This is a genomic window from Maribacter stanieri, from assembly GCF_900112245.1.
GTDB lineage: Bacteria > Bacteroidota > Bacteroidia > Flavobacteriales > Flavobacteriaceae > Maribacter > Maribacter stanieri.
The window spans coordinates 219925-242407 of record NZ_FOYX01000001.1 but is presented as its reverse complement, the minus strand read 5'-3'; the positions used below and the strand labels follow the sequence as shown (position 1 = coordinate 242407).

The 22483-nt window shown below is 35.6% G+C and carries 22 protein-coding genes; 8 read left to right on the top strand and 14 right to left on the bottom strand.

Going from position 1 to position 22483, the window contains the following annotated elements; translation table 11 throughout:
• Window positions 1-43: 43 nt before the first annotated feature.
• The 3 genes from BM296_RS01060 to msrB form a co-directional block, all read right to left on the bottom strand.
• Window positions 44-451 carry a DoxX family protein gene (locus tag BM296_RS01060; protein ID WP_091900757.1) on the bottom strand — a complete coding sequence of 136 codons (408 nt, stop codon included), beginning with the start codon at window positions 449-451 and terminating at the stop codon, window positions 44-46.
• Window positions 452-577: 126 nt separating this feature from the next.
• Window positions 578-1120, bottom strand: coding sequence for a peptide-methionine (S)-S-oxide reductase MsrA (msrA, locus tag BM296_RS01055; RefSeq protein WP_091900755.1), 543 nt, complete (start codon window positions 1118-1120; stop codon window positions 578-580).
• Complete coding sequence (gene msrB / locus BM296_RS01050) at window positions 1113-1571, bottom strand: peptide-methionine (R)-S-oxide reductase MsrB (RefSeq protein ID WP_027066016.1); 459 nt, start codon at window positions 1569-1571, stop codon at window positions 1113-1115. The genes msrA and msrB overlap by 8 nt, the downstream gene beginning before the upstream one ends.
• A gap of 90 nt (window positions 1572-1661) precedes the next feature.
• Here msrB and BM296_RS01045 point away from each other — a divergent pair, with 90 nt between their 5' ends.
• Window positions 1662-2474: a DNA/RNA non-specific endonuclease gene (locus BM296_RS01045; RefSeq protein WP_091900753.1), complete on the top strand. Its 813-nt coding sequence runs from the start codon at window positions 1662-1664 to the stop codon at window positions 2472-2474.
• Here BM296_RS01045 and rodA read toward each other — a convergent pair.
• From rodA to BM296_RS01005, 8 genes are all read right to left on the bottom strand, one after another.
• A complete protein-coding gene (gene rodA / locus BM296_RS01040) occupies window positions 2471-3754 on the bottom strand; it encodes a rod shape-determining protein RodA (protein ID WP_091900751.1) in 1284 nt (427 codons plus the stop codon). The two genes, BM296_RS01045 and rodA, sit on opposite strands and share 4 nt — an antisense overlap.
• Window positions 3744-5618, bottom strand: coding sequence for a penicillin-binding protein 2 (gene mrdA / locus BM296_RS01035; RefSeq protein ID WP_091900749.1), 1875 nt, complete (start codon window positions 5616-5618; stop codon window positions 3744-3746). The genes rodA and mrdA overlap by 11 nt, the downstream gene beginning before the upstream one ends.
• Window positions 5615-6124, bottom strand: a complete 510-nt coding sequence (gene mreD, locus BM296_RS01030) for a rod shape-determining protein MreD (RefSeq protein ID WP_027066020.1) — start codon at window positions 6122-6124, stop codon at window positions 5615-5617. The genes mrdA and mreD overlap by 4 nt, the downstream gene beginning before the upstream one ends.
• The gene (gene mreC, locus BM296_RS01025) at window positions 6117-6938 is read right to left on the bottom strand and encodes a rod shape-determining protein MreC (RefSeq protein WP_027066021.1); all 822 of its coding nucleotides are present in this window, start codon (window positions 6936-6938) and stop codon (window positions 6117-6119) included. The genes mreD and mreC overlap by 8 nt, the downstream gene beginning before the upstream one ends.
• Before the next feature lie 43 nt (window positions 6939-6981).
• Window positions 6982-8010 (bottom strand): rod shape-determining protein, encoded by a 1029-nt coding sequence (locus BM296_RS01020; RefSeq protein ID WP_027066022.1) that lies wholly within the window; start codon window positions 8008-8010, stop codon window positions 6982-6984.
• A 56-nt stretch (window positions 8011-8066) separates the two neighbouring features.
• Window positions 8067-9599 (bottom strand): bifunctional phosphoribosylaminoimidazolecarboxamide formyltransferase/IMP cyclohydrolase, encoded by a 1533-nt coding sequence (gene purH, locus BM296_RS01015; RefSeq protein ID WP_091900747.1) that lies wholly within the window; start codon window positions 9597-9599, stop codon window positions 8067-8069.
• Window positions 9600-9691: 92 nt separating this feature from the next.
• Window positions 9692-10141, bottom strand: a complete 450-nt coding sequence (locus BM296_RS01010) for an XrtF-associated fRMsr-like GAF protein (protein WP_027066024.1) — start codon at window positions 10139-10141, stop codon at window positions 9692-9694.
• 120 nt (window positions 10142-10261) lie between these two features.
• Window positions 10262-11362 carry a hypothetical protein gene (locus BM296_RS01005; protein ID WP_091900745.1) on the bottom strand — a complete coding sequence of 367 codons (1101 nt, stop codon included), beginning with the start codon at window positions 11360-11362 and terminating at the stop codon, window positions 10262-10264.
• 214 nt (window positions 11363-11576) lie between these two features.
• Here BM296_RS01005 and BM296_RS01000 point away from each other — a divergent pair, with 214 nt between their 5' ends.
• The 7 genes from BM296_RS01000 (at window position 11577) to BM296_RS00970 (ending at window position 19526) form a co-directional block, all read left to right on the top strand.
• A complete protein-coding gene (locus BM296_RS01000; protein WP_245786949.1) occupies window positions 11577-11990 on the top strand; it encodes an HYC_CC_PP family protein in 414 nt (137 codons plus the stop codon).
• A gap of 63 nt (window positions 11991-12053) precedes the next feature.
• Complete coding sequence (locus tag BM296_RS00995; RefSeq protein ID WP_091900743.1) at window positions 12054-12824, top strand: hypothetical protein; 771 nt, start codon at window positions 12054-12056, stop codon at window positions 12822-12824.
• A gap of 24 nt (window positions 12825-12848) precedes the next feature.
• Entirely contained in the window at window positions 12849-13478 is a 630-nt protein-coding gene (locus BM296_RS00990) for a heavy-metal-associated domain-containing protein (RefSeq protein WP_091900741.1), read from the top strand.
• Complete coding sequence (locus BM296_RS00985) at window positions 13478-14311, top strand: NHL repeat-containing protein (RefSeq protein WP_091900739.1); 834 nt, start codon at window positions 13478-13480, stop codon at window positions 14309-14311. Before BM296_RS00990 ends, BM296_RS00985 begins: the two co-directional genes overlap by 1 nt.
• Window positions 14312-14370: 59 nt before the next feature.
• Window positions 14371-16863 carry a heavy metal translocating P-type ATPase gene (locus tag BM296_RS00980; RefSeq protein WP_091900736.1) on the top strand — a complete coding sequence of 831 codons (2493 nt, stop codon included), beginning with the start codon at window positions 14371-14373 and terminating at the stop codon, window positions 16861-16863.
• 21 nt (window positions 16864-16884) lie between these two features.
• Window positions 16885-19146 (top strand): TonB-dependent receptor, encoded by a 2262-nt coding sequence (locus BM296_RS00975; protein ID WP_091900734.1) that lies wholly within the window; start codon window positions 16885-16887, stop codon window positions 19144-19146.
• 17 nt (window positions 19147-19163) lie between these two features.
• Window positions 19164-19526 carry a heavy-metal-associated domain-containing protein gene (locus BM296_RS00970; RefSeq protein WP_091900731.1) on the top strand — a complete coding sequence of 121 codons (363 nt, stop codon included), beginning with the start codon at window positions 19164-19166 and terminating at the stop codon, window positions 19524-19526.
• A 422-nt stretch (window positions 19527-19948) separates the two neighbouring features.
• Here BM296_RS00970 and groL read toward each other — a convergent pair whose 3' ends face one another.
• The 3 genes from groL to secG all read right to left on the bottom strand — a co-directional run bounded on the left by groL (window position 19949) and on the right by secG (window position 22477).
• Window positions 19949-21577 carry a chaperonin GroEL gene (gene groL / locus BM296_RS00965; protein ID WP_091900729.1) on the bottom strand — a complete coding sequence of 543 codons (1629 nt, stop codon included), beginning with the start codon at window positions 21575-21577 and terminating at the stop codon, window positions 19949-19951.
• 118 nt (window positions 21578-21695) lie between these two features.
• Window positions 21696-21974 carry a co-chaperone GroES gene (locus tag BM296_RS00960; protein WP_027066033.1) on the bottom strand — a complete coding sequence of 93 codons (279 nt, stop codon included), beginning with the start codon at window positions 21972-21974 and terminating at the stop codon, window positions 21696-21698.
• Window positions 21975-22117: 143 nt separating this feature from the next.
• Window positions 22118-22477, bottom strand: a complete 360-nt coding sequence (gene secG / locus BM296_RS00955) for a preprotein translocase subunit SecG (RefSeq protein ID WP_027066034.1) — start codon at window positions 22475-22477, stop codon at window positions 22118-22120.
• Between the last annotated feature and the right edge of the window lie 6 nt (window positions 22478-22483).

Genomic DNA, 22483 nt, shown 5'->3' with positions numbered 1-22483 from the left:
AATACATGTAGCGGTTTTTTTTGTTTTTGGGGAATACTTATTTTTAAATGTACTTGGCATACTTAGGCTTTCCAAATTCTGCCAAGTCGTTGTTGGTGTTACGTATTTTTCTACTTTGAATATAAGTAACAAATAATAAGACAATACAAACTACTGCAGATGCACCGTTACCATCTTTAATAGCTAAATGGGCTATGGCACCTAAAGTGTAATTCATAAAGAAACCTGCATATACCCATTCTAAAGACCAGTGAGATTTATTAGTAAAAATCATTAACAGTCCTATTGATTGACATACACCTAATATGTGAATTAGATAGACTGGATAACCTAGCTTTGTAAATGTGGTTGAAACTACATCAAAATTTACAATAGAATTAATGATTGATCCAATAACCGCTGTTGCGAAAAGAGCTAATACAATATAATAAATTGATTTTTGAGAATTCATAATAAGTAGGTTTTATGTTATTATATCTCAAAAATAAATTCACCTATGAAATATTTAGGATTTCATAGGTGAATTGAAAATAGCTGTAGCTGAATGGAATTTTTCTTAAGACCAGCTAAAATATATTTAATTCAAAAGCTTGTCTGCATGAAATTGGCGAAGTTTAGCCAATTTAGGGTTAATAACCACTTGGCAATAACCCTGTTCTGAATTATTCTTGTAATAATCTTGGTGATCTGCTTCTGCATCATAAAAAATGCCTAATGCACTCAGTTCGGTTACAATAGGCTTTTCATACACCGCTTGCATCTCTTCTAAGACTACTGTAGCCTTTTTCTGTTGCGCTTCATTATGATGGTAAATGACAGAACGATATTGGGTTCCTGCATCCGCACCTTGTCGGTTTAAAGATGTAGGGTCGTGCGTTGTCATAAAAATGATAAGAATATCTTCATAAGAAATAATCGATGGGTCAAAAGAAACCTGTACCACCTCTGCGTGACCAGTTAATCCAGAACAAATTTCTCTGTATGTTGGTCTACCTGGGGCTTTACCTCCTGTATATCCAGAGACAACTTTATGAACGCCCCTCACTTCTTGAAATACCGCTTCGGTACACCAAAAACATCCACCACCAACGGTGGCAATTTCTAAATTAGTATTAGCCATTGGATTCCTCCTTTTCTAATTGCATGGATTCTGAATTAATACAATAGCGTAATCCGCTGGGTTCTGGACCATCAGGGAATATATGACCTAAATGGGCATCGCAAGTATTGCATAAAACTTCTACGCGTATCATACCAAATGAAACATCTTTATGGTATTTTATTGCATTTTCTTTAATAGGCTGTGTAAAACTTGGCCAACCGGTACCAGATTCAAATTTTATAGTAGAATCGAATAATGGCGTGCCACAACAAACACATTCATATTTTCCAGCTTCATGGGCGCTACATAGTGCGCCAGAATGTGGGGCTTCTGTACCTTTTTTTCGAGTAACTCTAAACTGTTCAGGGGTTAGAATTTCTTTCCATTCCTGTTCTGTTTTTTCAACTCTTCTATCAGGTTTAGGGTTACCATCTACTGAAAAATGAATTATATCTTTCCAAGTTAATATCATATTTTTCCTTTCGTTTAGACTTTAAATACCAGGTATATTGGTCGGTAAATTACCTAATATCTTACAAAATTACGGTAATTTTGGCGCATGGCATACCGTAAAAAAAATGGAACTGTTTATAGTGTTTTAATTCTAGTATGTGTAATTGGCTTTTGGTTATTTGAAAACTTTTATACTCCGGCTACTTATTCAAATAGTGATAAGGAACCAATCTCAAATGAATTCCCGAAAGAGCTGCTTCCGTCGTCAACTACTGGTGAAATTGTAAATCATGAATATTTTACATTGTCTTATAATGAACCATATGAACAGGCAGAGTGGGTGGCGTATACTCTTGACAAAAGTCACTTGACATATGATGATAGAAAGCGACCGTATTTTATAGAGGACCCATACGTTTCCTCTAAATCTGCAGATTGGCGTAATTATAAGGGGTCTGGTTATGATCGTGGGCATTTAGTGCCTGCAGGTGACCGTAGGTTTTCATTGCAAGCATATAATGAAACATTTTATACAAGTAATATAAGTCCGCAAGATAGAGAGTTCAATGCTGGTATATGGAACGATTTAGAGCAGCAAACAAGACGTTGGGCAAAAAAGTATGGTACGTTGTATATATTTACCGGTGGCGTGTTAGAAAGTGGATTAGAAGAGATCGGGCAAGAGGATGTTGATGTGCCAGATGTTTTTTATAAAATAATTGCTCGCAAAGATGGAGACAAAATATATTCAATATCTTTTATGATACCGAATAAACCTCAATTTTCATCTTTACGAAATTTCGTAGTGTCTGTTGATGAGATAGAAAAAGAAACTGGAATCGACTTTTTTGCCAAACTATCAGAAAAGCAACAAAGTGCTTTCGAAGGAAGTAAAAATACTACTGGCTGGAAATTTTAGAAACTTTCTTTCAATCGGTTGGTATCTAATCGCAAGAAGATAAAGAGTAAAATCGTAAAAAATAATAGTCCTGATCCACCGTAGCTGAAGAAAGGTAAAGGAATACCGATAGTTGGTAAAATACCGATTACCATACCAATGTTAATGAAATAGTGTATCAATAAAATAGAAATTACGCCGTAGCCATACATTCTGGCAAACGCATTTTTCTGTCGTTCCGCCAAGGATATCAATCGTAAGAATAAAACCGAAAATAATATTATTACTGTGGCAGTACCCAAGAATCCCCATTCTTCACCAACTGTACTGAAAATGTAATCTGTATGTTGTTCAGGTACAAAATCACCTTTTGTACGTGTGCCTTCAAGAAAACCTTTTCCAAAGAACCCACCAGATTCAATTGCTTTTTCAGATTGATAAGTATTATATCCAATAGATTTTCTTATCTGCTCTAATTTATTAGGGTCTTTTTCTAATCGTAGCCATAGTCCAAAACGGTCTCTGTGTCGTTGTTCAAAAACATTATTGAATACAAAGTTCACCGATAAGGAGAATAGGATAACTGCTACACTGATTAAGCTAAGAGGAATTACCGGTATTTTTAAAGTTTTACGTTTTGATGCGAATAAAATTATAATCAATAAAGCCAAACCAATAATTAGCCAAACAGTACCATACATTAGGGTGATGACAAATACGAGAATAAGGCTTAATAGAATAACTAAATAGAAAAGGGGTAATCCTTCTCTAAATATTACAAATATCATTGCAAAGAATACCAATGCACTACCTGGGTCTGGTTGTGGTATAATTAATATTGCAGGAATAAGTATTATTAAAAAAGCATAAAGTTGATCTTTTCTGCGCTTTATATCCGTTTGAATATCACTGAGGTATTTGGCGAGAGCTAGGGCAGTGGCCACCTTCGCTAACTCAGAAGGCTGTAGGTTAAAAAAACCTAGGTCGTACCAAGATGTAGCGCCAGCAATTGTTTTTCCAAATACAAATAACCCAAGAAGGGATATCATGGATATTAGATAAAGCAAACTAGAAAAGCGTTCGTAAAAATTTACCTCAAGTGCCAAGATTATAACTATAGTAACTAGACTGACACCAATAAAGAATAATTGTTTGCCATATAAAGTGCCAAAATCAAAAATGGAACTATGTTCGTCAGTGAATGTACTTGAGTATATATTGATCCAGCCAATAAAAACAAGTGCAAAATAGATAAAGACACTTAGCCAATCAATTCTTTTTAAGATGCTTCTACCAGACACGCTCGTTAATTTTGAACTCTTCCCCACTGTAGGGTTTCGCGTATTCTGCCTCTAATGTTTTTTCTAGCATTCTTTTTTCAAGATCGGTTCTGGTGATTTCGCCTTTTAAATATTTCTCTATCATAAGAGTAGCGATATGACCAGCATATCTAGAGCCGAAATAACCATTTTCAATATAAACGGCAATAGCAATTTTAGGATCCTCAACAGGTGCAAAAGCCACAAAAACTGAGTGGTCTGTCAATTGAGTACGTACACCATCAATTTTGGTGAAATTTTCGGCAGTACCTGTTTTACCGGCAATTTCAATATCTGGAATTTGAAGCCAATAAGCTGTACCTCCTCTTTTTCGGTAAACATCTGCCATACCTTGAACAATAGGTTCAAAGTGTTTAGGATCTATAGTAGTGTGCTTAGCTTCCGTAAATTTAGGTTCTGTAATATCCTTACCTTCAATTTTCTTAAGAATATGAGGTGTAAAGTAATGTCCTCTATTGGCAATTGCCGCTGTCATATTTGCCAGTTGCACAGGTGTAGCTAATATTTCTCCTTGTCCAATTGAATTTGAAATTATATAAGAAGAGCTCCATCTATTGTCACCATACCATTTATCATAATACTCTTTACTTGGTATACGTCCCTTTTGACCAAAAGGTAAATCATATCCAAGGTAATCTCCCAAGCCGAAACTCCGCATGTGTTTTTCCCAAACATCCATGCCTTCGTCGGTAGTTTCAAATTTTTCGTATATTTTTCTAAATGCTCCGGCAAAATAAGCATTACATGATTGGTATATACCTTGGTTCATATTGCGTAAACCACCGCCACAGTGACAACCTCTCTTTTTCTTGCCAACATAAAAACCATGATAGCACTGAATAGTGCTAGATTCGTCCAATACTCCTTCTTGTAATGCAATTAAAGCATTTAATGTTTTAAAAGGAGATCCTGGAGGTTGTTGTGCATGAATGGAGCGATCCCATGTAGGGTTTGCAATTGTATCGTTATAAAGCTTTGTGTAATTTTTTGACCGCTCACGCCCAACCAATAATGCAGGGTCATAGGTTGGTCCAGAAATCATAGAAAGAATCTCACCCGTAGCAGGCTCTATGGCTACAATACCACCTCTTTTACCGTTCATTAATAATTCACCATATTCTTGCAATGTTTTGTCAATGGTGATGCTTATTTGTTTACCCTGTTCTGGTAAAGTGTCTATGGTTCCATTTTTATAGGGTCCAATATCTCTATTAAATCTATCTTTCTGTATATACTGAACACCTTTTCTTCCTCTAAGTAAATCCTCATAATAACGTTCTACCCCGGTTCTACCTTTTAGTTCGCCTTGAACATAGTATTTGTTGACAGCTAAATCACCTTCGTTAACCTCACTAATGTATCCAAGAACGTTTGCTGCACTTGGGGTGTCGTAATAGCGTAAAGATCTTTTCTGTATATAGAAACCTTTGTATTTACGCATTTTCTCCTGCAATTTGGCATAATCTTGCTTAGAGAGCTGAGGAACCAAAACAGAAGGAAGTCTAGGGGAGTAAACTCTTGCTTTTCTTAATTTTTCAATAAACTTTTCTTTGTTAATACCAAGTAAACCGCAAAATTCTAAAGTATCTAAGGGTTTAACTTCTCTTGGTATAACCATGACATCGTATGCGGGATCATTACCAACTAATAGATGACCATTTCTATCGTAAATATAGCCACGTTCAGGATAGTCATAAATAGCTTTTATTGCCGGATCTTCTAAAACTTGCTCTGCAGAAAAGCTAAAAATTTGCAAATAGGATAGCCTTCCCAAAAAGGTAATTGCGATGACAACTATTATTAATGATAAAAGAATTTTTCTCATTCTTTTTTACTGCTGAATAACGTACTGAACAATATGCCCAAAATCAATGTAGATACACCCACTGTTAGTGTTTTTTGCAAAATTAACAAGCTGTTAGAAAAGCTGAAAATTTCTAAAGTGAAGTATACCAAGTGATGTATTATAATCAATAACGCTAAAAACGTGAATTGTTGTGCCTTAGTACTGTTGTTTAACTTAAAACTTTGAAATTCATAATTGACACCAAAGACAAAACGCATAATGGTTGGTCGTAGATAAGCTATGGTAACGGTAGCTGCCGCGTTTATGGCAAGTGTGTCAGAAAAAATATCTACGCATAGTCCTAAAAAAAAACATAGAATAATAAAGGTAGTTCTATTTTGTTTGATAGGATACCAGTAAAGAAACAGAATATAAATCAACGGATTTATATAGCCGAAAAAATTTAGTTTATTGAATACTAGCACCTGCACTAGCACCAATAAAATAAATCGGAGCACAATTAAAAATGAAGTACTATTAATCATTGGCTTCTGTTTCTGCTTCTAATTCTAAAACTTCTTTTCGGTTTAAATTTCTAATGATGTAAATGTTACCAATATTGGTCATGTCATTGAATAGTTCTACATCAATAAAATAGAAACTTTTTGAGTTGTCTAAATCAAATCTTTTAATGGTGCCGATAGGAATGTTTTCCGGAAAAATACTACTCATGGCTCCTGTTACAATAGTGTCGCCAATAGTAAGTGGTACCAATCTTGGAATATCAATAAGTTGAACAACGTTATAATCTGTTGTATTTTCCCAAACTAAAGATCCAAAGTGATTAGAGTTTTTGATCTTGGCATTGATGTTAGATTTGTCACTTAAAATACTTTGTACAGTAGAAAAATTATCTGATGTATTCTCAACAATACCTAAAATTCCTTTGTCGGTTATAACACCCATATCTTGAACTATACTATCATTCTTTCCTTTGTTGATAGTAATATAGTTACGTTGATCAGCATAACTGTTATTTATAACTCGACCCCTTACAACTTCGTAATCTACAGTAGTAGAGTCTATTTTTGAAGGAGAAAGTAATACATTATTGAATAGCTTATCTCTAAGTTTTTTATTTTCTTCAACAAGCTTGTTGTTCTCTTCTCTTAAGCTGAAATAAGAAGTTACATTGTCTGAAAAAGTATAAATGCTTCCAGTAATAAAATTAGAAGAATTTAAAAATTTAGATTGGTGGTATGAATGTGATTGAAAAGTAAAAATAAAGGATATTAATAACAGAAAAAGGTATAGTAAAAAAATCTTATACCTAATTAGAAAATTTATAATCTGCTGCATTCACCCCTAAATTTTTAAGATTAAATAAGTTGGTACAACCAACTTATTTAATCAATATACTCTTATAACGTTCTAGATTTTTAAGTGCAATACCTGTACCACGTACTACAGCGCGTAATGGATCTTCTGCAATATAAACAGGTAAGTCTGTTTTTTGAGACAATCTTCTATCTAAACCACGTAGCATAGAACCACCACCTGCAAGATAAATACCAGTATTATAAATGTCGGCAGCTAATTCTGGCGGAGTTTGAGATAATGTTTCCATCACGGCATCCTCAACACGTAAAATAGATTTATCTAAAGCTTTTGCAATTTCTCTATATGATATTTGAACTTGTTTTGGTTTTCCTGTCAACAAATCACGTCCTTGAACAGATTTCTCATCTGGCGGCGACTGTAAGTCTTCAGTTGCAGATCCTATTTCAATTTTAATTGCTTCTGCTGTACTTTCACCAACATATAGGTTGTGCTGTGTACGCATGTAATAAATGATGTCATTTGTAAATACATCACCCGCAATTTTTACCGATTTATCACAAACGATACCTCCTAAAGCTATAACTGCAATTTCAGTAGTACCACCACCTATATCAACAATCATATTACCTTTTGGTTGCATGATATCTAGACCAATACCTATAGCGGCAGCCATTGGTTCATGAATTAAGTATACCTCTTTACCGTTAACACGTTCGGCAGATTCTTTTACCGCACGCATTTCTACTTCGGTAATGCCACTAGGAATACAAATTACCAAACGCAATGCAGGTGGAAACCATTTTTTCTTTAATGCCGGAATATTTTTAATGAACATCATCAACATCTTTTCAGATGCATCAAAATCTGCAATTACACCATCTTTCAAAGGTCTAATTGTTTTAATGTTCTCATGGGTCTTTCCTTGCATCATGTTGGCTTCTTTACCAACCGCAATGATTTTTCCACTAATTCTATCTCTGGCAACGATGGATGGGCTATCGACAACTACCTTGTCATTATGTATTATAAGGGTGTTCGCTGTACCTAAATCTATAGCTATTTCCTCGGTCAAGAAATCAAAAAATCCCATATGTGATGTTTAAATTTTAGATAAAAGGGTGTATTTCATCGACAAAAGTAATGAAATTAATGCTTGAAATGACGTGTACCCGTCATCACCATTGAAATTTTATGTTCGTTGCAATAATCAACACTTAATTGGTCTTTAATTGAGCCACCAGGTTGAATTACACTAGTGATGCCAGCTTTGTCTGCAATCTCCACACAGTCAGGGAAAGGGAAGAATGCATCGCTCGCCATTACAGAACCCTTAAGGTCAAAATTAAACGTTTGTGCTTTGTGTATTGCTTGGTTTAAAGCATCAACTCTACTGGTCTGTCCCGTACCGCTTGCGCATAGTTGTTTGTTCTTTGCAATAACAATCGTGTTCGATTTCGTGTGCTTACAAAGTTTAGAGGCAAAGATCAAATCTTCTAATTCTTGATCTGTAGGCTTCGTATTGGTCGCATTGGTAAGATCGTCAACTGTATCTGTTTTATGGTCTTTTTCTTGAAGAAGTATACCGTTTAGGCAAGTTCTTACTTGCATCTGTGGCATTTCAACTTCATTCTGAATTAGAATAATTCTATTTTTCTTTCCTTTTAGAATTTCTAAAGCTTCAGCGTTATAGCTTGGTGCAATTACCACTTCACAGAATAATTTATGAATTTCTTCGGCAGTAGCTTTGTCAATTTCTTTGTTGCTGATTAAAACACCTCCGAAAGCGGAAACTGGGTCTCCGGCTAAAGCATCTACGTAAGCTTGGTGCAAGGAATCGCGTTGTGCAAGTCCACAAGCATTGTTATGTTTTAGAATGGCAAATGTTGGTTCGTCGTTTTTAAACTCAAGCATTAAGTTTACCGCAGCATCAACATCTAATAAATTGTTATAGGATAATTCCTTTCCATGTAATTTAGAGAACATAGCATCAAAATCTCCAAAAAAGAATCCTTTTTGATGTGGATTTTCTCCATAACGTAAAACCTTACCTTGTGTTTCGCTAATTTTTAAGGCAGCGGTATCATGGTTTTTATTGAAGTAGTTGAAAATAGCAGTATCATAATGAGAAGAAACATTAAAAGATTTAGCGGCAAAACGTTTTCTGTCTTCTAGGCTAATGTTTCCATTATCTGCAGAAATTACTTCAAGAAAATCTGCATAGTCTTCCATTGAAGAAACACAAGTAACATCTTTAAAGTTTTTGGCAGCAGCGCGAATAAGTGAAATTCCGCCTATATCGATTTTTTCAATAATATCTTGTTCAGAAGCTCCACTTGCAACCGTTTTTTCAAAAGGGTACAAATCAACAATAACGATATCTATTTGTGGAATTTCAAATTCGGCAAGTTGTGCAACATCACTTTCATTATCCTGTCTATTTAAAATACCACCAAATACTTTTGGGTGTAAAGTTTTTACTCTTCCGCCAAGAATAGAAGGGTAGCTGGTTACATCTTCTACGGGAACAACATCTATTCCTAAATCGGTTATGAATTTTTCTGTACCACCGGTAGAATAAATAGTGATTCCTAATTCTTGAAATTTCTTTACTATAGGCTCTAGCCCATCTTTATGGAAAACTGAAATTAAGGCTGAAGACGCTTTTTTTACACTGCTCATTGTATGATGCTTAAATGTTTTTAATAAGCAAGCAAAAGTAATTTTTTTGCAGCTACCAAATGAGCAAGTTTATCAACAAAAAGCCTAAAGTTTTAAAGAATTTTGGCTACTTCAAAATTTACGAATTCTAAAAAGCTCTCATCTGCCTTGGTAAATGGGTCTGGTGTATTAGAATCTATGTCTATTTGACCAATGTTTTCGCCGTTTACAAACAACGGAACTACAATTTCTGCTTTAACGGTAATACTACATGCAATATAATTGTCTTGAGCCTGAACATCTGGCACAACAAAATTTTCGTTGCTTTCTGCTACTTGACCACAAATACCTTTTCCGAACGGAATAATGGTATGATCTGTTGGTGCACCTGCGTACTGACCTAGTTTTAGCTCACGCTTGTCACCATTCTTAAAATAAAACCCTACCCAGTCGTAATGAGGTACTTCGGCTTTTAAAAGCTCACAAATCTCTTGCATTTTGGCATCTGCAGTGTTGTTTGAATCTATAATAGAACTTACTTGTGGACGAAGTGCTTCTAACATAACTTTTTTTTGCAAAAGTAAGAATTGTTCATATTTGGTAGTGTTATCAATCTTATAAAAATAAAAAAGAGGATGTTTTTAAAACATCCTCTTTTTAAAATTCAATATTGTTTGTTGAACTTATGGTTGAATTTTAACGTCAAATTCAATAAAATCATTATTATTAAAACCTGGTTCAATGGCAGTAATTTTTATTAAACCTTTTTTACCGTAGTTGTCAACGAACTCTACTACATCTCCAACGCTTAGATTTGTAATTTTTTGAGCATCAGAGCTAGCAATAAAATTTAATTCACCATTTAAAGTGATTGCGTCAAATGCAGCAGCGTCTATTGTTGTTGAGCTAGCAAAGAACATTTGATTCAATGTTTCTGTTTCAGAGTTTTCTTCGTCTGCGCCAGGCTCAAGTCCATCTACAGCAAATCCAAAAGATGCATCATATTGTTCGGTAGAAGCAAAAGAAGCATTGTCACCGGCTGAATCACCAGAAGCACCATAATAGTAACCAAAATCCCAGAATGCTCTAAATTCAGGTCCCACATTAATTCTATAAACGGTTTCGTTCAATAGGGAAAAGAAAGATTCTGTTGTTCCATCTTGTGCTGGAGCAAATAATTTAATGTCTGTAAATTCTCTAACTGCAGCAGCAGGGTTAGTACCTGTACCAACTGTTACTGTTATTTGACCAGCTCCAAGAGCTAATCTTTTAGTGACATCTCTAAAGTCGCCTTTACCGGTTGTAGTCCAAAAAGTGTAAACGATTTCTCCGTTATCGATATCTGGAACTGGAAGTGGGAAAGAGAAATCAATTTCTTTTTTTGTAGCACCATCTAAATCAATAGAACCATCAGCTTTTAAAGCTTTAGTTAAATCATCACTTACCAAATCAAAAGAACTAAAAGGCATTTCTCCTTGTCCTAAATAATTTTGAGTAATGTACATTCTACGTTGGGTAGTAGCGTCTGATGTAAAAATAACTCTACCAGTAACGGTTGTACCTGCTTCTCCGCTTGCAGAGGCTGTTGTAATATTTGAAGAAGGAACAGCTTCGTTAAAAACTATGGTAGCTACTTCGGGCTCCTCTGTTTCATCACCACCATCTTCTCCACCTGTATTGTCAGGAATTGGTGTGTCAAAAACTGAACCGTCGTCAGAGCTACAACCACCTATAAAAAGAGCGATAGTACATATTAGAAACGTGTATTTTAAATGTTTTTTCATGTTTTTTTAAATTTAATAATTAGTGTTTAAAATGGTTAATGATAGTTAACTGTTAAAATGTGTTACTCCTTTAACTTGAAAACAACAATAATCGTATACTAAGAATCCTGTTTTTTAAACAAGTATGAGAGAATTATAGTTAATCGCGCCAATGTTTCGTTAAAGAAATGATATTTAGGATTTTAAATATCGATTTTTTTGTAATTTTGTAATAATGAAAAATTCACTCCATAAACTTTTTTCTATAACAATGGCTTTGCTATTGTTGCTGTCCACCATTTCGTGGACGGTAGAGAAACATTTATGTATGGGGCGGGTATTGGATATTGCCTTGTTCAACGCTGCAAAAGATTGTGGTATGGATGCCGGTTTGGCGTTGTTGGATGATTCTTCGCAACTCATAAAACATTGTTGTGATGATGAATCTTTTACCATGCAAGGTCAAGATGATTTAAACCATGACATTTTTAATTTAGATTTTTCTCAACAAGTCTTCTTAATTTCTTTTACAACTTCTTATTTAAACTTATTTCAAGAGTCTACAGATAAGGTAATTGTTTTTGATTCTTATCCGCCGCCTATATTGGCAGAGGATTTGAACATACTGCACCAAGTTTTTTTGATTTGATTTAAAACGTGTTATACGTCGCTTTTTTGCGTTCACACATTTTTTAATCAAATCTAATATTCAATGAAAAATTTTACTTGGCTTTTAGCCATTATCCTATTTGGGATACAATATTGTGAGGCACAAGGTCCTCCTATTACTGCCGATAAACCAATTATGTTGGGTGGCGGTAGCTTTACTGCAAAAACCTTAACAGAGATACGGCATACGGAAAGGGGTGATTTTACCTATGTTCCGGTAATGCTACATTATTTGCCAACTTCTAATTCTTTGGTGGCACTACATTTACCTTATATAAATTATGATATCGAAAACGGACCAAGTGGTAGCAGTTTAGCGGATATTAAAATAATGGGTAAATATCAATTCTTTAGAAAAGATGGTACAGGCAAGACCTTTAGAATGGTTGCGAAAACACTTCAGACATTGCCTACTGGTAGGGAACTAGATGTAATGGATTTAAGTACGGGCAAATATGCAGGGTATTATGGTATTGTTGCAGGTTACGAATCGCTTAAATATGGTATTTCTAACGAACTAGGCTATAATTGGGTGCCCGATGGTAGTTTAGATGCTTTGACCCATAAAATTGGTTTTGGTCTTCCTTTGCTAAAGCCACAGTATCCTAATAAACAAATCAATCTGTATTTTGAATATACCAATTTATGGCTGGTAGAGCGTGATTGGTATCAATTGTTGTACGCACAAGGTATACAGTATGCAAGAAAGAATGTTACGTTCGACTTAGCTGTACAGGTGCCTTTGGTAAACGATATTGAAGCAGGTCGTAAATTAAACTATAGCCTGTTTTTAGGTTCTAGATATTCATTTTAATAAAAATTTTTAAAACATAAAATAATGAAAAAATCAATAATTATATCGGCGTTACTAACGCTAATGGTTGTCTTTAGTGCGGTTGCACAAGATGGTAAGGATAAGTTTATGGTGCAGGTAGATGGTCTAGGCTGTCCGTTTTGTGCATATGGACTTGAGAAGAAATTCAAAGAGTTTAAAGGCATTAAGAATGTGAAAATAGATATTGAAACAGGAGACTTTAGTTTTTCTTATCCAGCGGAAAAAGCATTAACATTAGTTGATGTAGAGAAGCAAGTTGAAAAAGCGGGTTACACGCCAATTACCGCAAAAGTTGAACGTGCCAATGGTGAAATTGAAGAATCATCTGCGAGCGAAATGACTAAAAAGTCTGAAGGCACGGTAAGTAAAAACGTAATGGTATCCGGTAACTGTGCTATGTGTGAGGCTAGAATAACTAAAGCTGCAGAATCTGTGCAAGGTGTATCCGCCGTTTCTTGGGATAAGGATACAAAAATCATGAACGTTTCATTTGATTCGGAATTAACTTCTCTTGAAAAAATTGAAAAAGAAGTGGCGGTTGCAGGTCATGATACCAAAAATCATCAAGCACATACCGACGATTATGGAAATCTACCAGCATGTTGTAAGTACGAACGTTTAAGCTACAAATAATGAGAAAAAGTATATGTATACTCATCGTTTTAGTCTTTGCGTCTGCTTGTAAAGAAAAAGCAACTGTTCCTAAAGAGTGGGTGTTGTCTAAAACCATTCAACTAGATGGCGTGAATCCTATTGGGTTAACTCAGGTAAATGGAGCTATTTGGCTTTCAGATGGCGACCACAACCGTTTGGTGAAAATTGATACAGAAGGCAAAATCACGGAAACTGTAGATTCATTAGACAGACCAATGCATATTGATGCTATAAAGGAGACAATTTTTATTCCTCAGTATGGGAAAGATGTTATTGAAACTGTTGATAAAAAAGGGAGGTTCATAATGCAGGTTTCAGACTCATTAGATGCACCTGCGGGAGTTTCTGTTTATGAAAATGAACGGGCAATTGCAGATTTCTACAATAATCGGATTCTCTATTTTGATGGCAAAAGCTGGATTTCTTTCGGTAAAGAAGGAAAAGCAGAAGGGGAGTTTTATTATCCTACAGATGTACAGATTACCAAGGATAAGATTTGGGTAGCAGATGCCTATAATAATCGAGTACAAGTGTTTGATAAAAAAGGCGGTTTTCTTCAAATGATGGGTCAAAATCAAAAGATGAATGCGGCAACAGGGATTTTTGTTTCGGTTGATGAAGTGTTTGTAACAGATTTTGAAAACAATCGTGTATTGGTATTTAATAAGACTGGTGAGTTGCTACAGGTGTTAAAAGACCAGATAGAAAAACCAACGGATATGATGATCAAAGACGATATGCTGTATATAATTAATTATAGAAACGGCAAGCTTAATATTTTTGATAAACAGCCCATTGTTATGAAGGATTAAAAGGTCAAATAGGATATCTAATTAGGTATTCGGATTTATAAAATAATTATAATAAACGTATGAAACATACATATACTATAGTTGGCATGACCTGTAATGGATGTAGGTCTCATGTAGAAAAGACATTGGCGAATATTGATGGTGTAACCAGTGCTTCTGTAGATTTAGAAAAAGCTGAAGCTACTTTAGATATGGATTCAGAATTGACTTTAGCTACTTTGCAAAATGCCATGAAAGAAGATGGTGGTCATTATTCAATTCATGAATTAGGAGGGCATCAACACAAAGAAGTGAAACCCAAGAAAGTAGAAAAAGGCAATGGTACTTTTTATTGCCCCATGCATTGCGAGGGAGATAAAACCTATACAGAGCCTGGCGATTGCCCGGTTTGTGGTATGGATTTGGTAGAAGAGGCAAGTGCCTCGGTTCATAAAGGTCAGGAGTATACGTGCCCAATGCATCCTGAAGTGGTTCGTGATGAACCGGGTGATTGCCCTATTTGTGGTATGGATTTAGTACCAAAGCAAGCTGATGTTTCTGCTGAAGAGAAAAGTTATAATAAGCTTTTAAAAAAGTTTAAAATAGCGGTAGGTTTTACATTGCCCATATTCATTATAGCAATGTCTGAAATGATTCCTAATAATCCGCTTTATAATATTTTGAGTTTAAGAAACTGGAATTTGGTGCAGTTCGCACTATCAATTCCTGTTGGGTTTTATGCAACTTGGATGTTTTTTGAGAGAGCTTATCGTTCTGTAAAAACATGGAACTTGAATATGTTTACGTTGATTGGTATTGGAGCAGGTGTAGCGTGGTTATTTAGTGTATTTGCTATTTTGGTCCCTGATTTTTTTCCTCCACAGTTTAAGACGGATCAAGGTACGGTTCACGTGTATTTTGAGGCAGCTACGGTTATATTGACTCTAGTCTTGTTCGGGCAGTTATTAGAGGCTCGTGCACATAGTAAAACTAATTCTGCGGTAAAGGAACTTCTTAAGCTAGCTCCAAATAAAGCGATTCGCATTGTTGATGGGAAAGAGGAGACAATTGCAATAGATAACATAGTAAAAGGAGATCTGCTTAGGGTGAAACCAGGGGATAAAATACCTGTTGATGGAAGCGTGCATGAAGGCGAAAGTACGGTAGATGAATCTATGATAACGGGCGAGCCCGTTCCGGTACAAAAAGTAGAGGGTGATACTGTAAATTCTGGGACAATTAATGGTAAGAGTTCTTTTGTAATGATAGCTGAGAAGGTTGGTTCAGATACGTTGCTCTCCCAGATTATTGACATGGTGAACAAGGCTAGTCGTAGTCAGGCACCAATTCAAAAATTAGCAGATAAAATCTCTAGTTATTTTGTACCTGCTGTGGTGTTCATTTCTGTAATCACCTTTATTGTTTGGGTCATTTTTGGTCCAGAACCTGCTTATGTATATGCTTTGGTCAATGCTATTGCTGTATTGATAATAGCTTGTCCATGCGCCCTAGGTTTGGCTACGCCAATGTCCGTTATGGTGGGTGTAGGTAAAGGAGCGCAATCTGGCGTGCTGATAAAGAATGCAGAAGCTTTAGAGCGAATGGATAAAATTGACACACTAATTGTAGATAAGACTGGTACAATTACGGAAGGAAAACCATCCGTAGAAAAGGTGGGTAGTATTTCTGAGATTAAACAAGATAAGGTTCTAGAATATATTGTTTCATTAAATCAGCAAAGTGAGCATCCGTTGGCAGATGCAACTGTAAAGTATGGCAAGGCAAATAATGTTAATGTTTTAAAAGTTGAGGATTTTAATTCGGTTACAGGAATGGGTGTTACTGGTAAAATAAATGGGGAATTCATTGCCTTAGGTAATGAGAAAATGATGAATGAAGCTCAAGTATCCATTTTAGATAGTTTAAAGGCAGATGTAGTTTCTCATCAAAAACTTGGAAAAACAGTTTCTTACTTAGCTATTGGTGATAAGGCAGTTGGTTTTGTTGTAATCGGAGATAAAATTAAAGAGACGAGCAAAAAAGCTATTGAAGAGTTGCAGAAAGCCGGTATTGCGGTGATAATGCTTACCGGAGATAATCATGATACGGCAAAAGCGGTAGCGGAACAATTAAGTCTGGCAGATTTTAAGGCTGGTATGTTACCACAGGATAAATTGGCTGAGGTTGAACGTTTACAATCTGAAGGAAGAAAGGTTGCTGTTGCAGGAGACGGTATCAATGATGCGCCTGCTTTGGCAAAAAGCGATGTTGGTATTGCAATGGGTACGGGAACCGATGTCGCCATTGAAAGTGCTGCAATTACTTTGGTAAAAGGAGATTTACATGGAATTGTAAAGGCATATAACCTTAGTAATGCGGTTATGAAGAATATAAAACAGAATTTATTTTTCGCCTTAATTTATAATACGGTAGGTATACCAATTGCGGCGGGAGTGCTATATCCATTTTTCGGATTATTGCTTTCTCCAATGATTGCGGCTTTAGCGATGAGTTTTAGTTCTGTTTCGGTAATTGCCAATGCATTGCGATTGCGAACGGTAAAAATTGATTAATCAAATTGAATTGAATATTAAATGAATAAATATATAGTAGTATTGCTTTTGAGCATGTTGCCTTATTTTAGTTTTTCTCAAGAAAAAGTAGAAGGTGTTGTTTTCGATTCTGACGCATCTAATGCATTAAGTCTTTCTGGAGCTAATGTCTATTGGCAAGATTCGCAAACTGGGGTGGTAACAGATTTCGATGGTAAATTTTCCATTCCATATCTGAAAGAATTTAATAGATTGATTATAAGTTATGTTGGTTTTGAATCGGATACACTGACTATAAACGCTCCAAAAACAATACGAGTTACTCTTAAGCCATCTAATGAATTAGATGAGGTTGTTGTTCAGCAGGAAAGAGATGCTATACAGAAAACATATTTTAGTCCGCAGAATGTTATTACGGTAAACAGTGATGAGTTGTTAAAGGCGGCTTGTTGTAATTTGGCAGAAAGTTTTGAAACCAATCCGGCAATTGATGTAAATCTTTCTGATGGATTAACGGGAACCAAGCAAATTCAAATGTTAGGATTAACGAGTCCGTATTTGTTGATTACCCAAGAAAACATTCCTATGGTACGTGGTGCATCTCAAGCCTATGGATTAACATTTACGCCAGGTACTTGGATAGAAAGTATACAGATTACAAAAGGTGCTGGTAGTGTGGTGAATGGTTACGAAAGTATATCAGGTCAGATTAATACCGAGTTGGTAAAGCCGTTAACCGATAATGCAGTTTTTGTAAATGGATATGCCAATCAAAATGGGCGTTATGAATTGAATACACATTTCAATAAAAAGCTGACCGATAAATTGAGTACAGGATTGTATATTCATGGAAATACGAGAACTCAAAAAGAAGATAATAATGAAGACGGATTTTTAGATGCGCCTTTGGGGGAGCAAATAAATGTGATGAACCGTTGGCAGTATCAGAATCCTGAAACAGGTTTTGTAAGTTTCTTAAATGTTCGTTTTTTGAATGATGAGAAGCAGGTAGGGCAAGTAGATTTTAATCCTAATACCGATAGAGTTGATAATGGTGGTTCACTGAGCGGAGCCGAAGTGTGGGGTAGTGAGATAAATACCCGCAGATTTGATACCTCATTGAAATTGGGCTATGTTTTTCCAGAACTTCCGTTTCAAAGTTTTGGTTTTCAGTCAGCCTATAGTCTGCATAAGCAAGATTCCTATTTTGGTATTAGAACGTATGATATAAACCATGAGAGCATTTATTCCAGCCTTCTGTTTAATTCTATAATAGGAGATACAAGAAATAAGTTTAAAACCGGAATTTCTTTTGCATATGACGGTTATGATGAGGTGGTGAGTACTGATGATTATTCTAGGGAAGATAGGTCTGTAGGTGCTTTTTTGGAGTATAGTTATGAAAATTTAGAAAAAGTAAGTTTAACTGCCGGACTACGTGTAGACAATCATAATCGATTGGGAACTTTTGTAACACCAAGATTTCACATTAGATATACCCCATGGGAAAGAGGTAGTCTTCGAGGATCATTTGGTAGAGGAAAGAGAGCTGCAAATATTTTTGCCGAAAATCAGCAATTGTTTGCCTCTGCTAGGCAAATTAATATTGCAGGTTCGGGTGGCGACGTGTATGGTTTAGAGCCAGAAGATGCATGGAATTATGGAGTTAGCTTTCTACAAGGATTTAATTTTTTAAATAAAAAGGGTGATATTTCACTAGATTATTACATCACGGATTTTGAAAATCAGGTTGTGGTAGATTGGGAAAATCCGCAAGAAGTTTCTTTTTATAATTTGGAAGGAGAGAGTAGTGCTAAAAGTTTTCAAGTAGAATTAAATTATGAGCTTTTGACCCGTCTTAATTTTAGAACATCGTATAAGTTTTATGATGTATCTACAGATTATAAAAGCGGCAATCTACAGAAACCATTACAAGCACAACATCGATTTTTTATTAATTTAGGGTATGAGACCGAGGCTAAGGATAATGGTGCGCAATGGAAATTTGATTATACCCTTCATAGTTTTGGAGAAGCGCGGTTGCCAGATACAAGTGCTAACCCTGTGGAATACCAATTACCTGCTTTTTCCCCAACATATAATCTAATGAATGCTCAAGTGACAAAAGTATTCTCAAATTCATTTGAAGTGTATGTGGGTGGTGAAAACCTTTCGGATGTACAGCAAATTAATCCTGTATTGGGCGCTGATAATCCTTTTGGTCCAAATTTTGATACTACCATTGTATATGCGCCAATAATGGGTAGAATGTTTTATGGCGGCTTTAGATTTAAAATTTTATAACACGTAAATTTATACTTATGAAAACAACTATTTTATCCTTCGCAATGATATTAATTGCTGTGGTAACCTATGCACAGGACAAGAATAAGAAAATGACATTTGATGTGAATGGTAAATGCGCCATGTGTAAAGAGCGTATTGAAGAGGCTGCATTAAATGTAAAGGGAGTAAAATATGCAAATTGGGATATTCCGACCCATCAGTTAGCGGTTATTATGGATGAGCGTAAAACTGATGCTATGAAGATTAAAACAGCAATTGTAGCCGTGGGTCATGATACTAAAGAATTGAAGGCAACAGATGAAGCATATAATAGCGTACACCCATGCTGTTTGTATAGAGAAGATAATTCTGACGATGGTGCGCATCATAAAAACTAGTCAAAGTACTAGTAATTGTTGAGGTGTTTTTAACTGCTGTAAATTGTTTAAAAAGTTTTAGTTAATATTTTGCCAACGTGATTATCACGAATCAAAATCTGAAATACATTAGCTTAAGTTTATCTTTAATTCGATACTAATGGCACAAGCAAAATCAGCAGGGAAGCCAGCTGCAAAGCCTGCTCCAGCAAAAGCTGGAAAAAAGGCTGCTCCAAAAGCTGCTCCTAAGAAGAAGTAGTTAAGTTATTGCCTTTAGAAGGCGATACCATTTGGACATGAAAACCACCTTCTGTAGATAAAGAAGGTGGTTTTTTTTGTTTGTAAAAGTGGCGCACAAAAAAACCGCTCTTGAGATTTCAAGAGCGGTTTTAATTTATACTGACTGCGCAAACCAATTAATTATTGGCTCTGACGACTCGTCACTACATCATTCCTGGCATACCGCCACCCATTGGTGGACCAGCAGGAGTATCTTCTTTAATGTCAGTTAACGCACATTCGGTAGTTAAGATCATACCGGCAACAGAAGCTGCATTTTCCAATGCTACTCTAGTTACTTTCTTAGGATCAATAATACCAGCTTTCATCATCTCAACATATTTCTCAGATTTAGCATCGTATCCGTAATCTCCTTTACCTTCAAGGATTTTTGCAATTACTACAGAACCTTCACCACCAGCGTTAGAAACGATAGTTCTTAAAGGAGCTTCAATTGCACGGGCTACAATTTGTAAACCTGTTGCTTCATCTTCGTTTTCAGTAGACACTTTAGAAAGAACAGTTTTTGCTCTAACCAATGCAACACCACCACCAGCTACGATTCCTTCTTCAACTGCAGCTCTCGTTGCATGTAAGGCATCATCAACACGGTCTTTTTTCTCTTTCATTTCAACTTCAGAAGCTGCGCCAACATAAAGTACGGCAACACCGCCAGCTAACTTAGCTAAACGCTCTTGAAGTTTTTCTTTATCATAATCAGATGTAGTAGTCTCAATTTGAGATTTTATCTGGTTAACTCTTGTTTTGATATCTTTTGCAACACCACCACCATTTACAATAGTAGTATTGTCTTTGTCTATTTGTACTTTTTCACAAGTACCTAACATATCAAGAGTAGTATTGTCAAGAGAGAATCCTCTTTCTTCAGAAATAACGGTACCACCGGTTAAGATTGCGATATCTTCTAACATTGCTTTTCTACGGTCACCAAAACCTGGAGCCTTAACAGCGGCAATTTTTAAAGAACCTCTTAATTTGTTTACTACTAATGTAGCTAATGCTTCACCATCAACATCTTCAGCAATAATCAATAAAGGTTTTCCTGATTGAGCAACTGGCTCCAATACAGGAAGTAAATCTTTCATTGAAGAAATTTTCTTGTCGAACAACAAGATGTAAGGGTTCTCTAATTGAGATACCATCTTTTCAGAATCGGTAACAAAATATGGAGAAAGGTAACCTCTATCGAATTGCATACCTTCAACAACATCAACATACGTATCAGTTCCTTTAGCTTCTTCAACAGTAATAACACCTTCTTTACCAACTTTACCGAAAGCCTGAGCGATTAATTCACCAATTGTTTCGTCATTGTTAGCTGAAATAGAAGCAACCTGCTTAATTTTTTCAGAAGAATCACCAACTTTTTTAGCTTGTTTAGCCAAATCAGCAACGATAGCTTCAACAGCTTTATCGATACCTCTTTTTAAATCCATTGGGTTTGCACCTGCGGCAACGTTTTTCAAACCTTCTTTAACGATAGCTTGTGCTAAAACTGTTGCGGTAGTAGTACCGTCACCAGCTAAATCATTGGTTTTAGAAGCAACTTCTTTAACCATTTGTGCGCCCATATTTTCTAATGGATCAGCTAATTCAATTTCTTTTGCAACAGTAACACCATCTTTGGTTACTTGTGGTGCACCAAATGATTTACTGATAATTACGTTTCTACCTTTTGGTCCTAATGTAACTTTTACAGCATTTGCCAATGCATCGACACCTCTTTTAAGACCGTCTCTTGCATCTATGTCAAACTTAATATCTTTTGCCATTTTTAATTTTTATTTAGATTTTGATCTTAAACGTAATGCTTAGGATCAAGAAAATTATTAATTAGTAAATCTCGTGAAATTAAAAGGCCAAGGAAATAAACCTTTAGCCAATTGCTATTTAGATAATAGCAAGAATATCACTTTCTCTCATCATTAAGTAATCGTTACCTTCTAACTTTAATTCGGTACCTGCATATTTACCGTAAAGAACAGTATCACCAACGTTAACAGTAACTTTGTCATCTTTTGTACCAGGACCTACTGCTACAACTTTACCTTTTTGTGGTTTCTCTTTTGCAGTATCAGGAATATAAAGTCCAGACGCAGTTTTAGTTTCAGCTGCCATTGGCTCAATAAGAACTCGGTCTGCCAATGGTTTGATATTAACTTTAGCCATAATTATTAATTTTTAAATTGATTTTTAGTTTCGTGTGTAAGTAAAGGCAGAAATTATGCCATTGCCTCTTTCCTGACAAATTGGAAACAAAAAATGCCAGCTTGTCATAAGCTGGCATTTTAAATATAATGTTGTAAATAATTCTATAAACTATCCGAAGGTGTAGCTTGGTTTGTTGCAGGAGGTGTAACCTCTTCTGGTAGTGTTTCTGGCACTACTGTTTCGATGTCATCGCCTTGTAATAATTTAGAATCTACGTCACCATAATTACCTTTAAGGGCAATGTTAGATGCTAAGATTAAAACTATTAATAAACCCGCTAAAGTCCATGTGCTCTTATCTAAAAAGTCACCTGTTTTTTTAACTCCACCAACTACTTGGTTTCCTCCTCCACCAAATGAAGAAGAAAGTCCGCCACCTTTTGGGTTTTGTACCATAATCACTAATACTAACAATAAGCAAACGACTATGATAAGTATTAGGAAAATTGAAAATGTACTCATTCTATA

Coding starts and splice junctions, on each gene's coding strand:
- BM296_RS01060 (WP_091900757.1), bottom strand. CDS start 451: ATGAATTCTCAAAAATCAATTTATTATATTGTATTAGCTCTTTTCGCA.
- msrA (WP_091900755.1), bottom strand. CDS start 1,120: ATGGCTAATACTAATTTAGAAATTGCCACCGTTGGTGGTGGATGTTTT.
- BM296_RS01045 (WP_091900753.1), top strand. CDS start 1,662: ATGGCATACCGTAAAAAAAATGGAACTGTTTATAGTGTTTTAATTCTA.
- mrdA (WP_091900749.1), bottom strand. CDS start 5,618: ATGAGAAAAATTCTTTTATCATTAATAATAGTTGTCATCGCAATTACC.
- mreD (WP_027066020.1), bottom strand. CDS start 6,124: ATGATTAATAGTACTTCATTTTTAATTGTGCTCCGATTTATTTTATTG.
- mreC (WP_027066021.1), bottom strand. CDS start 6,938: ATGCAGCAGATTATAAATTTTCTAATTAGGTATAAGATTTTTTTACTA.
- BM296_RS01020 (WP_027066022.1), bottom strand. CDS start 8,010: ATGGGATTTTTTGATTTCTTGACCGAGGAAATAGCTATAGATTTAGGT.
- purH (WP_091900747.1), bottom strand. CDS start 9,599: ATGAGCAGTGTAAAAAAAGCGTCTTCAGCCTTAATTTCAGTTTTCCAT.
- BM296_RS01010 (WP_027066024.1), bottom strand. CDS start 10,141: ATGTTAGAAGCACTTCGTCCACAAGTAAGTTCTATTATAGATTCAAAC.
- BM296_RS01005 (WP_091900745.1), bottom strand. CDS start 11,362: ATGAAAAAACATTTAAAATACACGTTTCTAATATGTACTATCGCTCTT.
- BM296_RS01000 (WP_245786949.1), top strand. CDS start 11,577: ATGAAAAATTCACTCCATAAACTTTTTTCTATAACAATGGCTTTGCTA.
- BM296_RS00995 (WP_091900743.1), top strand. CDS start 12,054: ATGAAAAATTTTACTTGGCTTTTAGCCATTATCCTATTTGGGATACAA.
- BM296_RS00990 (WP_091900741.1), top strand. CDS start 12,849: ATGAAAAAATCAATAATTATATCGGCGTTACTAACGCTAATGGTTGTC.
- BM296_RS00985 (WP_091900739.1), top strand. CDS start 13,478: ATGAGAAAAAGTATATGTATACTCATCGTTTTAGTCTTTGCGTCTGCT.
- BM296_RS00980 (WP_091900736.1), top strand. CDS start 14,371: ATGAAACATACATATACTATAGTTGGCATGACCTGTAATGGATGTAGG.
- BM296_RS00975 (WP_091900734.1), top strand. CDS start 16,885: ATGAATAAATATATAGTAGTATTGCTTTTGAGCATGTTGCCTTATTTT.
- BM296_RS00970 (WP_091900731.1), top strand. CDS start 19,164: ATGAAAACAACTATTTTATCCTTCGCAATGATATTAATTGCTGTGGTA.
- groL (WP_091900729.1), bottom strand. CDS start 21,577: ATGGCAAAAGATATTAAGTTTGACATAGATGCAAGAGACGGTCTTAAA.
- BM296_RS00960 (WP_027066033.1), bottom strand. CDS start 21,974: ATGGCTAAAGTTAATATCAAACCATTGGCAGACCGAGTTCTTATTGAG.
- secG (WP_027066034.1), bottom strand. CDS start 22,477: ATGAGTACATTTTCAATTTTCCTAATACTTATCATAGTCGTTTGCTTA.